The organism is Cobetia sp. MC34, from assembly GCF_018340035.1.
Classification (GTDB): domain Bacteria; phylum Pseudomonadota; class Gammaproteobacteria; order Pseudomonadales; family Halomonadaceae; genus Cobetia; species Cobetia amphilecti.
The window spans coordinates 1-13,917 of the sequence record NZ_JADPPY010000053.1 but is presented as its reverse complement, the minus strand read 5'-3'; the positions used below and the strand labels follow the sequence as shown (position 1 = coordinate 13,917).

Below are 13,917 nucleotides of genomic sequence, written 5' to 3'. Positions count from 1 at the left end.
AGGTCGTTAGGGTTTCACCCATGGCGAGTGGTCCTCTTGAATCGTGTTCTGGCAGGAACATCCTGATTCTACAAGAGAAAACCACTCGCCATCTTCGTTTTCAGGTCGGCCTCATGAATAAGCCGGGCTGAAGTTGGCTCTATGGAGTCGAAGATGTCAAGAGATGTGATTGTGCACTCAGATCGCGGCAGCCAGTCTTGCTCGGCTCTCTATCAGTCGTTGCTGTCCCGATACGACCTCCAATGCAGCATGAGCGCCAAGGGAAATTGCTATGACAATGCCTGTGCCGAGAGCTTCTTCCACAGCTTCAAGGTCGAGGCGATTCACGGCGAGCGATTTCACACTCGGGGTGCGATGAAACGACAGGTGTTCGAGTATATTAAGTTGGACTACAACTGGCATCGCCGGCACAGTGCCATCGGGATGATCAGCCCAGAGGCCTTCGAAGCTCGAATGATCGCTTAGGTGGGTGTCCATGGTTACTGGGTAAGATCAGATGCTGGTGCTGTGGAAGTGTCGTACTGAGCGCTTCAGTTGCTGAAGCCAAATTGATCATCCGGCACCCTACACCTAGCCAAATATGAAAAAACATGTATAATCATCTATTCTTTTAGAAAGAATGCTTGAACTTATATCAATAAGGGCCCGTGCTCTCGCTGCGGTGCCCTTTTTGCCGTCTGGCCTCAGGAACTGTCCCAAAATCCTGGGGCGGTAGCATTCCTAAATACAAATGATTATGTGTCCCAGCCTGCATAGGAAATACAGATTCGGAAAATAGTCTCCTTCCCTTTTTACTATTACTACATGTCGGGCCCCACGTAATTGGTTACTTGTTTATGAAAAAGCTCGGGCCGCCTTTTTTGCCAATCTCTCATGGCCGATATCGGTGCCTGATGATGTAATGCCTACTGCTGAATACAGTGATTGTAGAGCCAACAGTAACGTTTAATTTTCTGCTCTAGATCTTCCCTTGATTCGTAGCGTCGAGTCGCCAGCACATCGCTGATACGGCCATTGAAGCGCTCGACCATCCCGTTGGTTTGGGGGGGGGCCGGACGGATGAGCCGGTGTTCGACAAGATGCTGTGCACAGGCCTTGTCGAAGAGATGGCTTCCCGTCGGCTTCCGTTCACCACCCGATGTGAAACGATCGGTGAAGCACTTTCCATTGTCTATCAGCACTTTCTGAACCTTGAACGGCGCCTTGTCGATAACGCGATGGAAGAACGCCTCTGAGTCCTTCGTTGACTGGCTGGAGCGCACCTCAAGATAGACCCTGCGCGTGGCGCGGTCGATGGCCACGAACAGGTACCGTAGTTGGGTCTCATCGGGCATCTGCGGCAGGAATGTGGTGTCAATGTGCAGGTAGCCTGGTTCGCAGTTTCGAGAGGCCTTGGGTGCCTACTTGTTGTCCTCTTGGTTCTGGAGTGCCAGTTCAGCAAGCGTTGGTACCTGCCGCCTTTTCAGTATCCGGTGCAAGACAGCACGGGAGAGTATCGGATGAAGAAACTCACGAGCCACCACGAGGAGATCATCTAGCCCCAGGCGAAGGAACTTTCTGGCGACGATGAGCACTTCTTACTGCTCCCTGTTGAGGGTGGCCAGTAGGTTATGATGCGTGTGAGGACGATCATATACGTCGTCGCGATGACGCCACCGGCAGATGGTCATATCGCTCACGCCAAAGCGCTCCGCCAATACCGTGTCCGGGATGGAATGTGGGCAGGAGCGGCCTGGATCTCGGCACGGATCTTGGGTGCGGTAGTCGCTTGCTTATGAAGCTTGATGTCCATCTCGATGCTCCTGAACGAACTGACGAAGAAGCCCTCTGGCGACAATCAAAGAATAGCTTCTTCTCGTCAATTGAACATCCGAGACCCTGCAAACAATTAGGAATTTAAAGTGTATAATTCAAGATATTTCAATATTGCTCTTTTGTTATTTGGCGCGATAGGAGGTGCAGGCTGTGCATTTGTTCTACAAGTATTTTTGGCAAGAATATTAACTGCCGAAGAGTTTGGAGTATATACATCAACGTTAGCACTTACCATGCTTTTGAGCCCAATAGCACATTTTGGACTAGGGCAATTTTTGCTTAAAGAATCGTATAAAAAAACTGGTCAATATAAAAATATTATAAAGCCTTTGCAAGCATGCTTGTTTTCAACATTTGGAATAACGATCTTAGTGTTTATCGTATGTAGCATACTACTGCAAGATAATATTTTGTTCGTTGTTCTAATGTCAGGGCATATATTGTCACAAGTTTGTTTTGAAATCATGGTTTCCTTATTCCAAATAAACAAAAATAGCTTGAATCTTTCTATATTGCAGGGCATACATCATATGCTACGGCTATTTTTGGCTATTGCTGCATTATATATATTTGATATAGAGGGTTTAGTCTTAGCAGGCCTTGCTTATTTCCTTGTAGGGTTAATCCTATTGTGTGCACTATCCTACTATGCTACTCATGAATTTAGTAGGGTTAAGGGAAAAGAAAAATTGTCAAATGGCTCTAGTTTAGAGTGGAAAAAAAGAGAAATTATTAAAGGCGCATTGCCGTATGGGCTTTCCACGCTAGCCTATTTTATTTATTTTCAAAGCGATATTTTTATGATAGAAAGTCTCGATAGCTCTTATAGTGCAGGTATATATAGTACAGCCTTTACTATTATGACGGCTCTCTATTTGTTTCCAGCAATAGTATTTGATCGTTATTTCTTGCCTCACTTTCATAGGCTTAGCTATGAAAATAATAAAAATCTCTACAATATATATTTAAAGAGCACACTTATTCTTTTTTCTGTAGGAGTTGCTATAGCGCTATGTATACACAGCACGGGGGATCTAATAATTACCTACATGTTTGGTGAAAAGTATAGTGCTGCAGCGAAATATTTAGATATACTTAGCATTGGAGTGCCGATGATGCTTACAACGTTCTGCGCTGGAGCTCTACTTGCGACAAAAGATAATGCTAAATATAAACTTTATGTAATGATACTTGCTGCAGCTTCAAATGTGGCGCTTAACCTATATTACATACCCACGTATTCTGCTACAGCTGCAGCTTGGTCTACCGTTATAAGCCAAATAATCTTAGCCGTTGGTTTTGCAATATTTGTATGGAAGGATGTATTCAAAAATGAAGAATAACTATCTGGGTATAAAGCAATATATTGGTTTTATAAATCTAGAAAAATTAAAAATCGTATCAATATTAATTATTCTGTTCTGTGTCCCCCCTTACTTTTTCGTAGCATTTGATTTTGATTCATTAGCGCCAGGGCTAATAGTTTCTTCATTTGTTATATCATTAATTCTTTGGAAGGAAATCAAAAATCTTTCTGTAATAGATGTTTTTATAATTGCATCTATCATACTTCTATTAATTTGTGATTCTTTAATTAGTTTGTTTTTTTTCGGATATAAAAAACCTATTCTGTCAACTATCTTTATTGTACCTTTTATATGCTCTATACTCATATCTAAAGTGCTGTGTCGGTCGAGCACAGTTAATGTTATTTCAAGCTTAAATGTATTATGTTTTGCTGTTCTAATATTAGGTTTTTTAAGTATTATCTTCCCTTTCTCACCAGGAAATTATGGTGCTCTTGAAAAAGATGTCTTCCCATTTTACGAGCAAAGTCACTATGCCCTAGCGCTAGGGATACTAGCATTCCCTGTAGTGTTAACATCTTCAGGTTTATATTCACTTTTTTTAATTATTATGATCTTCTCTTTAGGACTTTTATTTCCTAATTTAACAATGATTGTGTTCGCCATAGCTTTAACCCCTATAGCCTTAGCGAGGTATGGTTCTAAAATATATTATTCTTTAATTTTATTGCTGTTTTTAGTCATTCTCCTCATAGTTTTGACATACAGCGATAAGTTAGATTATTTCTTAGAGAGAATTAATTTTTTAGAGAGTGAAAATCTTACTGCACTAGTCTATTTACAGGGGTGGCAGCTATTAATCGAAAGTTTTAAGGATAGTAATGGTGTTGGTATTGGATTTCAAATGCTAGGTAGTAACATCGCCCCTAATGTTCCTGCGACTGATGTAATACAAGCTTTATATGGAAAGAGTTTTAATTTAGAGGATGGAGGATTTTTAGCAGCAAAATTAATCTCAGAGTTTGGTATTTTTGGCATACTTTTAGTTACTTCTTTCGTACTTCTTGTTATAGTTTTTTATATTAAAGTCACTAAAATATATTTAATTTGGTATAGGCATCCAGAGTTATTGATATCCGTTGCTTCAATAGTTGGATTTTTAGTGGAGTTGATGCTACGAGGGGTTGGGTATTTTTCACCAAGTCTAATCTGGTTTATAAGTATGGTCTTCTATTTTTTCTATTCTAGAGGGAGAGTTAACTATCATGAATAATGTGAAAAAAGTAATTATACTGAATGACTATGCGACTGTACAAGGTGGTGCTGCACAGGTAGCAGTACTCAGTGCTTTGGCCTTAAGTGATAAAGGAATTCCAGTTATATATATATATGGCACAGGAGATGTAGATGAAAGATTAAAAAAATCAAATGTAATATGTATAAGTCTTGAACAGCATGATTTGTTAAATAATCCCAGTAAGTTTAATTCTGCTGTTACTGGTTTATGGAACATCTCAGTTGCAAAGAAATTGAGACAACTATTAACGAAACATTGTACCCCAGGTACGATAATTCATCTCCATAGTTGGGTTAAATCTTTAACCCCTAGTGCTCTCTCTGTACTATCAAGAGGGAAATACCCGACTGTAGTTACTTTGCATGATTATTTTTCTGCCTGTCCAAATGGCGCCTTTTACGACTATGTAAGCGAGTCGATATGTAAAAAGGTACCATTATCAAGAAAATGTCTGGTAAAAAATTGTGATTCACGAAGCTACTTACAAAAAATATGGAGATCTATACGGCAATATATTACAAAGAAAAGCGGCATGCCGGCTAACTTTAAATATTTCATTAAGGTTTCAGATTTTAGTGAAAGAATAATATCCAATTTCCTTCATGAAAGTTCTATATTATTTGATGTTTCAAATCCCATTGAAGTCTCTTCTTCCAAAAATTATAATAAGTTAGTGGTTGATCGTATCTCAGTTAATAGCGATGTGATTTATATAGGTCGGCTTGATAAAGAAAAAGGAGTGAGGTTACTTTTAGAGGCTTTCAGAGATACAAGCGGTAAAAGCTTGCGAATAGTTGGTACTGGAGCCCTTGAAGACGAGTTGAAGTCTGAACTACACGAAGCAAAATTTGAAGGATGGCAGAATCGTGAGGGAATATTAAGTGCGCTATCAAAGAGTAAAGTACTTGTATTCACATCAATGTGGTATGAAACCCAAGGTCTAACGGTTTTGGAAGCAGCTTCGGTGGGCGTACCTTGTGTAGTTTCTGATGCATGTGCTGCTCGCGAAAGTGTGGAGGATGGAAAGACAGGTTTATGGTTTAAATCAGGCGATAGTAATGACCTAAAACAAAAAGTCCAATATTTAATGGATAATCCATTAATCGCAGATGATATGGGTAAAAGCGCTTATAAAAAATTTTGGCGTAGTCCTCCTACATCATCAGCTCATGCAGATAAATTGTTAGAAACATATGACAGAATACTCGACGTTATAGAGGAAGAAAGAATATGACACACTTATTGGTTGTGCCAACATATAATGGACTGCAAGATCTTAAAAGATTAGTAAGTAGTTTGCCATCATTAAGTAATCTATTTGTTATTGATTCAAGTTCCAAAGATGGTACAGCTCAGTATTTAAATGATATGAATATTGATCATATCATTATCCCGACATCTGAATTTAATCATGGTGGTACACGGCAGAGAGCATTAGTAGAACGCCCTGGTTATGATATATATGTGTTTATGACCCAAGACGCATATCTAGCTGAATCCGTTGCTATACAAAACTTAATCGCGCCCTTTGAAGATATACACGTCGGCGCTGTATGTGGTAATCAGTTACCTCATAATGATGCAATGCCAATAGGAGAGCATGCACGTGTTTTTAATTATCCTGATATTTCAAGTACTAAAAGCTTAGCAGATATACCAAAACTGGGCATAAAAACAGCTTTTATGTCTAATTCTTTTGCAGCATATCGAACTACTGCTTTGCAATCTGTTGGAGGGTTCCCAGATCATGTTATACTTGGTGAAGATATGTATGTGGCTGCAAAAATGTTAATGTCACAATGGAAGATTTCTTATCAAGGTAATGCCAAATGTCATCATTCTCATGATTATAGTTTGATTGAAGAAGGTAAGCGATATTTTGATATAGGAGTTTTCCTATCACGCGAAAACTGGATTCAAGATTACTTCGGTAGTGCTGGTGGAGAGGGGTTGCGATATGTGAAATCAGAAATAAGATTCTTAAGTCGTCGCGGAAAATATTGGATTCCTAATGCTATAGCAAGAAATGTTATCAAGATGTTGAGTTTTAAATTAGGTAAGAAAGAAAAATATTTGCCCACTAGATTAAAGTCTTATCTGAGTATGCATAAGCGTTTTTGGAAAGTCTGAATAAAGTAATTTACATGAATATACTCATATATTTTTATTATTAAATGTATTCATAAGGAAAATTAATGAGTTTTAATGATCGAACTATTAGCGGATTCGGTCCCTACACGCATGTTTTTGTGCGGATGACTGATATTCTAGTCGTTGCTTTGGCAGGCTGGTTTGCTTATTGGATAAGGTTCAACAACATTGATATGACAGAGCGTTATCAATGGGCCCTTGTTGTTGGTATGCTGTTATCCTCCATTGTACTTCCTCGTTTTAAATTATATCAATCTTGGAGAGGTAAGCTTAGAGTCATATTAGCGATGAAAGTATTTATTGCTTTCGCATTTATTGCTAGTCTTCTATCAGTTATTTTGTATTTTAGCGGTAAGAGTCTAGATTTTTCTCGTATTTGGGTCATGACTTGGATGGTTCTTTCTGCTTTCCTTGCAATCGCTATCCGCGGTATTGCGTACCCGTTTATCAATATACTCAGGATGAAGGGGGCAAATCGAAAATCAGTTATGTTGATTGGTGATGCTCACTCCTGCATTACAGCGTATGAGCACCTACAGCGTGTGCCTTCAGTCGGTTTTGATGTCTCACGTATATCAATAGTTGGCGTTGATAAGTATAACGAACTCTCCAACATAGAATATGATCACCATATCTTAGGGGAAACCATCGAGCATCATGAGGCAGAAGTATGGATATGCTTACCTGTTTCAGAAGGTGCTACCGTACGAGAGATTCAGAAAGATCTAATTTTTTCTACTAGTAATGTAAGGTATATGCCTAATTTGTCAGACTTTAGGCTGATTAACCATAGAATATCAAATGTAGCTGATCTGTATATGTTGGATTTGAGTTGTAGTCCAATGACAGGGTGGAACGTTCTGTGTAAATCGGCACTTGATCGCATACTGGCTAGTATAATTTTACTTCTAATTAGTCCTATCATGCTATGTATCGCAATAGGTGTAAAACTTTCCTCACCAGGACCAGTTTTCTATCGCCAAGAAAGAGTTGGTTGGAATGGCAAGCCATTTGATATTCTTAAGTTTCGCTCCATGCCCACGGATGTTGAGAATATGGGAGTGCACTGGGGAGGTGCTAGGTCGAAACAATTATCCCGTTTTGGGAAATTTATACGTTCCACTAGTCTAGATGAATTGCCACAATTTATTAATGTTTTCATAGGGAATATGTCTATAGTTGGACCACGCCCTGAGCGCACAGTGTTTGTGGAAAAATTCAAGAGCGAGATCCCAGGGTATATGCAGAAGCATATGGTTAAGGCTGGAATTACAGGATGGGCACAGATTAATGGCTGGCGAGGAGATACCGATCTTGAAAAAAGAATAGAATGTGATCTTTGGTATATTGAAAACTGGTCTATAGCCTTAGATTTTAAGATAATATTCATGACAGTTTTTAAAGGGTTCATACATAAAAATGCGGGCTGAAGAAATTATTTTATTCAACTTGTATTCTTAATCGTTGTGGAAAATATTCGCGCATTACTATAGTGCGATATTATATGCTTTTAATTGAGTAACCGTATTTCTCTTAAGCAGCTCATACAGTTATAGTCAAATATTAACTTTAGTTATGAGGAAAGTATGAATCAAAAGAAACAAGTTTTAATCACCGGCGGCGCCGGCTTCATTGGCTCTGCGGTCGTCCGTGAGCTGATTCGCTCAACTCAACATACCGTCATCAATCTAGATGCATTGACCTACGCGGGGAATCTCGAGTCATTGGCCGAGGTGGTGGACTCTGATCGCTATCACTTCGTGCAGGCGGACATCTGCGATGGCGAGAAGATGAAAGCTGTCTTTGCGGAGTTCCAGCCGGATATCGTGATGCACCTGGCGGCCGAGAGTCACGTGGATCGCTCCATCGATGGCCCGGCAGATTTCATCGAGACGAACATCGTTGGCACCTATCAGCTGTTGGAAGCGGCACGTCAGTATTGGAAGGGCTTGAAGGAATCTGATGCCGAGAAGGCCGCTAGCTTCCGCTTCCATCACATCTCCACCGATGAAGTGTATGGCGATCTAGAAGGGCCGGAAGATCTCTTCACCGAGACGACACCTTATGCGCCGAGTTCACCGTACTCTGCCAGCAAGGCGAGTTCGGACCACCTCGTACGGGCCTGGCAGCGTACCTATGGCTTGCCGACGTTGGTCACCAACTGCTCCAACAATTATGGTCCGTACCATTTCCCCGAGAAGCTCATCCCGCTGATGATTCTCAATGCGCTGGCAGGCAAGGCATTGCCGGTGTATGGCGATGGCAAGCAGGTGCGTGACTGGTTGTACGTGGAAGACCACGCTCGGGCGCTGATCAAGGTCGCTACCGAAGGCGAGATTGCCGAAACCTACAACATCGGCGGCCACAACGAGAAACAGAACATCGAAGTCGTCAAGACACTGTGTGCGCTACTGGAAGAATTGGTGCCCGAAAAATCGGTGGGAATCTCCAGGTACGAAGACTTGATTACCTATGTGGCGGATCGCCCCGGCCACGATGTGCGCTATGCGATTGACGCCGCCAAGATCGAGCGTGAGCTGGGCTGGGTGCCGCAGGAAACCTTCGAGACCGGCCTACGCAAGACAGTCGAGTGGTATCTGGCCAATGAGAGCTGGTGGCAGCGCGTGCAGGATGGCAGCTACCGTGGTGAGCGCCTGGGGACCGGGAGCTGATGATGACGACTTCCCATCGCATGGGCCGTATCCTCATTCTGGGGGGCAACGGTCAGGTCGGCTTTGAACTGCAGCGCAGCCTGGCGCCCTTCGGTGAGGCGAGTGCACCGCGCCGCAGTGAACTGGATGTCAGTGATCTGGCCGCGGTATCAGCCTGGGTGGAGGCGTATCAACCACAGCTGATTCTCAACGCCGCCGCCTGGACGGCCGTCGACAAGGCAGAAGAAGAGCGCGAGGGCGCCATGCATCTCAATGCAGAGCTGCCTGCCCTGTTGGCCGAGAAAGCCACTGAGCTCGACGCTACCCTGGTGCATTACTCGTCGGATTACGTCTATCCGGGAGATGGGGATCAGCCCTGGCGTGAAGACAGCCCGACGGCGCCGCTGTCCGTTTATGGCGAGAGCAAGTTGGCTGGCGACGAGGCGGTATTGGCCAGTGTCTGTCGTCACCTGGTGTTCCGCACCAGCTGGGTGTATGCCGCCCGTGGCAACAACTTCATGAAGACGATGCTCAAGCTGGGGCGTGATCGCGATGCGCTGAACATCGTCAATGATCAAATCGGTGCGCCGACTCCTGCGCGCCTGATCGCCCAGCTCACCTGTGAGGCATTGCGCCAACGGATCGACTCTGGGCTTTATCACCTGGCGCCGCAGGGCACCACCAGCTGGCACGGATTCGCCCAGAGCATCTTCCGTCTGGCCATCGCGCAGGGTGAAACGCTGGCGATAGACCCACAAACGCTGGGTGGCATCCCGACAGCGGAATACCCGACACCGGCGACACGCCCACTGAATTCCCGTCTTGCGCTGGCGAAACTCGAGTCGGCACTTGGCCTCGAGCTGCCTGATTGGCAGTCTCAGCTGGCGCTGACACTCAAGGAACATCTGGATCGCTGAGTCAGCGGTCTCTGTCACATTGGCAGATCATCTTCAGTGTGTGGCATCCCGCGGCACCTGATCTTCTTCGAATGAAACGCTACACGTCGATACGACAAGGATTTTGATATGGCGCGCAAGGGCATCATCCTCGCCGGTGGTTCCGGTACACGACTGCATCCGATCACTCGCGGTGTATCCAAGCAGCTGCTGCCGATCTACGACAAGCCAATGATCTTCTATCCGGTCTCTGTCCTGATGCTGGCCGGAATCCGCGAGATCCTGATCATCTCCACGCCGGAAGACCTGCCGCAATACGAAAAGCTGCTGGGCAACGGCGAGCAGTACGGCGTGCGTTTCGAGTATGCCGTGCAGCCGAGTCCGGATGGCCTGGCCCAGGCCTTCATCATCGGTGAGGAGTTCATCGGCAATGACCCGGTCTGCCTGGTGCTGGGTGACAACATCTTCCACGGTCAGCACTTCTCGGATCAGCTGAAGCGTGCCGCGAATCAGCCGAGCGGCGCGACCGTATTCGGTTACCTCGTGCAGGACCCGGAGCGCTTCGGCGTGGTGGAGTTCGATGAAGACGGCAAGGCCATCTCCATCGAGGAGAAGCCGCTGAAGCCCAAGTCGCCCTATGCGGTGACAGGCCTCTACTTCTATGACAATGACGTGGTCGAGATCGCCAAGTCCGTCGAGCCTTCCGAGCGTGGTGAGCTGGAAATCACCAGCGTCAACAATGCCTACCTGGAGCGCGGTGATCTACGTGTCGAGCGACTGGGGCGTGGTTTCGCCTGGCTGGATACTGGCACCCACGACAGCCTGCTGGAAGCCGGCCAGTACGTGCAGACCATCGAGCATCGTCAGGGCCTGAAGGTGGCATGCCTCGAGGAAATCGCCTGGACCAACGGCTGGATCAGCGACGAGCAGCTCGAAGAGCAGGGCACCGCACTCAAGAAGACCGGTTACGGCCAGTACCTGCTCAAGCGCCTGGATGACAAGCGCCGTGGCAACTACTGAGCTCGACACCTGAGCCAGGGTGCCGTGGCCGGATACGCATGCAGTGAAGTCAATGCTGATGTATCCGCTTTCCCGCAGTCGTCGCCAACAAGGCGAGGGCTGCGGGAATTTTCATGGCGACCCGCCACGCCTGCGCGCTATCGAGACTGAGCCTTGTCGTGCCCTGGGCCGGCAGGGCATCGAGTCCTGTGATTGTTGAAGTGATATCTGTCCCCTACAAGGAGCGAATACCGCATGAATTTTGAAAAACTCGCCATCCCGGATGTCGTGCTGCTGACCCCGCAAAAATTCGGTGACGAGCGCGGCTTCTTCATGGAGACCTTTCGCCAGAGTGAATTCGTCGAGCACTGCGGTGATTACACCTTCGTGCAGGACAACCACAGCAAATCCCGTCAGGGCATTCTGCGTGGCCTGCACTACCAGCTGAACCAGCCGCAGGGCAAGCTGGTGCGTGTCACCCAAGGGGAAGTCTTCGATGTGGCCGTCGACATGCGCAAGAGTAGTCCGACATTTGGTCAGTGGGTCGGTGCCCATTTGAGCGAAGACAATCAGCAGATGCTATGGGTGCCGCCGGGATTCGCACATGGCTTCTATGTCATCAGCGAAACGGCAGAATTCCAGTACAAGTGCACGGATTATTATGCTCCGGGGGATGAGTACTCACTGAAATGGAATGACGCCAGCGTCGGGATCGAATGGCCGCTGGTGAATGGCGATACGCCACAGTTGTCAGACAAAGATAATAATGGGGTTAGCTTTTATAAAGCCCAATTCTTCGAGTGAGGGAACAGGGGCAAGAGTGATTCTTGCCCCTTATTTGAATTAATTTTTGTCGTAAGTTAAGCGTCATGTTGTGCCAATATTGGTGTAATACCAATATTATTTTGTTTCTTAAAATCGAAAACAATACTTATGCATGGTTTCTAACATTGCTTTGTTGTTAATGATTTTTTGCTTTTCCAGTAATGAGTGATTAAGCCTCCTACTACTAGATTGTGCACAAATTGTCCTGATGGAAATGAATTATATGATTCAAATTGATTGATCGTTATCCAGTAAAAAAAGAATATTATTCCAAAGATGGCCATATCATTGGGTAATTCGTCTCTCTGCCAAGCTAGCCAGGTTGCTCGCCCAATCCATATAGTTAAAAGGCACATTGCGACTAGCCCAATTAAGCCATATTCGACCCAAGTTTCTAGAAAATAGTTATGTAAGTGTCCATATTGCATAAGTACCCAATCTGGCAGCCAAGAGGTCTCCGACATTACTAGGTCACGCCCCTTAGGACCCCATCCAGTCAAAGGTCGTTCGGATATCCATTCGCTCGCAGCAATCCAGCTGTTGATGCGAATTCCGATGCTAGTATAAGGAACTTGAGCGATATCGCCATTGAGCAATTGAGAAACTACATTATTTTCTGTATTGAGACGTTTATTAATTGTCTCATCAAAAGTCATATATAGAGCACCGAGTATCAGTGTCGTAATTGTGACAGTTATTACTGTGTAAAAGGCGAAACGTTTAGTCGTCCCTCTTTTTAATATTATAAAAGATAAAATGATAAACCCTATCAATATGGCTAAAGCTAAACTTACCCATACTGCGCGTGTTTGACCGACAGCTATACCGATGAGAACTATCGTAATACTTAGACACCAGATGACTCTCCATAGGAAACGCTTGCTTTTAGCCGTCCAGAAACGATTTGAAAAGCACACTAATCCCAAAAGCGTCACACCAAATAACATTGAGGCATGTTGTTGGTTACGTATGCCAAAACCAACTCTCTGGCCGCTCAGTCCTGTAAGCCAACCGTCCCCGATAGGTGCCATGAAAGTAGCAATTAAGAAAAATAGTGCTGCCAACCCCCAGATGATTAGTGTGTTTTTGGTACTACCACCTAACCACCAGGCTATACAGATGAAAATAAATAGTTTGGCTAAATCCTTGACCCTAGGGTTATCAATAGCCCATTGTGGGTATTGCCATAAGCCAAGGCTCCAAGATAATAATTGAACGCATATGAATAAAGTAAGTAACAGGAGCGGTGTTCTTCGTAAATTTTTACCATAAATACAAAAAGCTATAAGTCCTATAGCTGCGAGTAGCGTCTGAGCTTTCTCGGCGAGATCAGGCCATAAGAACTGACTCGTGACATATATGAGCAAAGATAAAACTCCAAGCAGTTTTAACCAGCTTGGAGGGGTTGATCCCTCATGAGAGGGCCATAGAGTATAGGACTGCATGATTGACTACTTTCGTGTGAGTGTGTGCGTAGATAGTATACATGATATCGACTATCAGGAAGATTCGGTATTGTCTTTGCTATCAAAAAATGATCTATCTTGTTGCAGCGTATTGTCCAGTGACGTGTTAGGCCCAGCTCCTCAGTAAGGGCTGGGCCTATAGCCGGTTTGGGGATTGGCAGTTTACGAGAAACGTAATATGGCGCTACTTGTGAGGGCTAGCACTTAGTCGTCATTGGTCACCCCTCCCGCACCCCATCCACCAAGCGGCTAATGCCCTCTGCTGAAGTATGCTTGAGCTCGGGCGGGAGCAGGGCATCCGGCAGGTCCTGATAGCAGACCGGACGCAGGAAGCGGTGAATGGCGGCGGTGCCGACCGAAGTGGTGCGGCTGTCGGAGGTGGCGGGCCCCCACTGTCACGCTAGTTGGAGTATCAGCGGCTGTTAGACTCTGAACCATATGGGGCGTGATGAGGTTCCGATGAAGTACTCCGACGAGCGCCGGGAGGCCATCCTCAAGAAGCTGCTCCCG

10 protein-coding genes and 3 pseudogenes are annotated in these 13,917 nt (G+C 45.1%); 10 read left to right on the top strand and 3 right to left on the bottom strand.

Translation table 11 applies throughout. The features are described from left to right. Nucleotides 1-127: 127 nt before the first annotated feature. Nucleotides 128-465 (top strand): annotated as a pseudogene (locus tag IZU87_RS16435) (IS3 family transposase); the annotation flags it as partial. Between the two features lie 335 nt (nt 466-800). On the opposite strand, the pseudogene IZU87_RS16430 reads toward IZU87_RS16435, so the two are convergent. After that, nucleotides 801-1,792 (bottom strand): annotated as a pseudogene (locus IZU87_RS16430) (DDE-type integrase/transposase/recombinase). A gap of 109 nt (nt 1,793-1,901) precedes the next feature. Here IZU87_RS16430 and IZU87_RS16425 point away from each other — a divergent pair. From IZU87_RS16425 to rfbC, 9 genes are all read left to right on the top strand, one after another. Continuing rightward, nucleotides 1,902-3,158 carry a flippase gene (locus IZU87_RS16425; protein WP_213115241.1) on the top strand — a complete coding sequence of 419 codons (1,257 nt, stop codon included), beginning with the start codon at nt 1,902-1,904 and terminating at the stop codon, nt 3,156-3,158. Then, nucleotides 3,148-4,395 (top strand): hypothetical protein, encoded by a 1,248-nt coding sequence (locus tag IZU87_RS16420; protein ID WP_213115240.1) that lies wholly within the window; start codon nt 3,148-3,150, stop codon nt 4,393-4,395. The genes IZU87_RS16425 and IZU87_RS16420 overlap by 11 nt, the downstream gene beginning before the upstream one ends. Beyond that, nucleotides 4,388-5,653, top strand: coding sequence for a glycosyltransferase family 4 protein (locus IZU87_RS16415; RefSeq protein WP_213115239.1), 1,266 nt, complete (start codon nt 4,388-4,390; stop codon nt 5,651-5,653). Before IZU87_RS16420 ends, IZU87_RS16415 begins: the two co-directional genes overlap by 8 nt. Next, a complete protein-coding gene (locus IZU87_RS16410; protein ID WP_213115238.1) occupies nt 5,650-6,549 on the top strand; it encodes a glycosyltransferase family 2 protein in 900 nt (299 codons plus the stop codon). Before IZU87_RS16415 ends, IZU87_RS16410 begins: the two co-directional genes overlap by 4 nt. Nucleotides 6,550-6,614: 65 nt before the next feature. After that, a complete protein-coding gene (locus IZU87_RS16405; protein ID WP_249330696.1) occupies nt 6,615-8,000 on the top strand; it encodes an undecaprenyl-phosphate glucose phosphotransferase in 1,386 nt (461 codons plus the stop codon). A gap of 156 nt (nt 8,001-8,156) precedes the next feature. Continuing rightward, nucleotides 8,157-9,242: a dTDP-glucose 4,6-dehydratase gene (gene rfbB / locus IZU87_RS16400; protein ID WP_213115237.1), complete on the top strand. Its 1,086-nt coding sequence runs from the start codon at nt 8,157-8,159 to the stop codon at nt 9,240-9,242. Between the two features lie 2 nt (nt 9,243-9,244). Then, on the top strand, nt 9,245-10,138 hold the full coding sequence (rfbD, locus tag IZU87_RS16395) for a dTDP-4-dehydrorhamnose reductase (RefSeq protein WP_249330695.1): 894 nt from the start codon (nt 9,245-9,247) through the stop codon (nt 10,136-10,138). A 108-nt stretch (nt 10,139-10,246) separates the two neighbouring features. Further along, entirely contained in the window at nt 10,247-11,137 is an 891-nt protein-coding gene (rfbA, locus tag IZU87_RS16390; RefSeq protein WP_213115236.1) for a glucose-1-phosphate thymidylyltransferase RfbA, read from the top strand. A 234-nt stretch (nt 11,138-11,371) separates the two neighbouring features. Then, nucleotides 11,372-11,920: a dTDP-4-dehydrorhamnose 3,5-epimerase gene (rfbC, locus tag IZU87_RS16385; RefSeq protein WP_213115235.1), complete on the top strand. Its 549-nt coding sequence runs from the start codon at nt 11,372-11,374 to the stop codon at nt 11,918-11,920. Between the two features lie 140 nt (nt 11,921-12,060). Here the strand turns inward: rfbC and IZU87_RS16380 are convergent, their stop codons facing one another. Next, on the bottom strand, nt 12,061-13,386 hold the full coding sequence (locus IZU87_RS16380; protein WP_213115234.1) for an O-antigen ligase family protein: 1,326 nt from the start codon (nt 13,384-13,386) through the stop codon (nt 12,061-12,063). A gap of 239 nt (nt 13,387-13,625) precedes the next feature. Next, nucleotides 13,626-13,793 (bottom strand): annotated as a pseudogene (locus IZU87_RS17805) (aldehyde dehydrogenase (NADP(+))); the annotation flags it as partial. Nucleotides 13,794-13,917 lie beyond the last annotated feature (124 nt).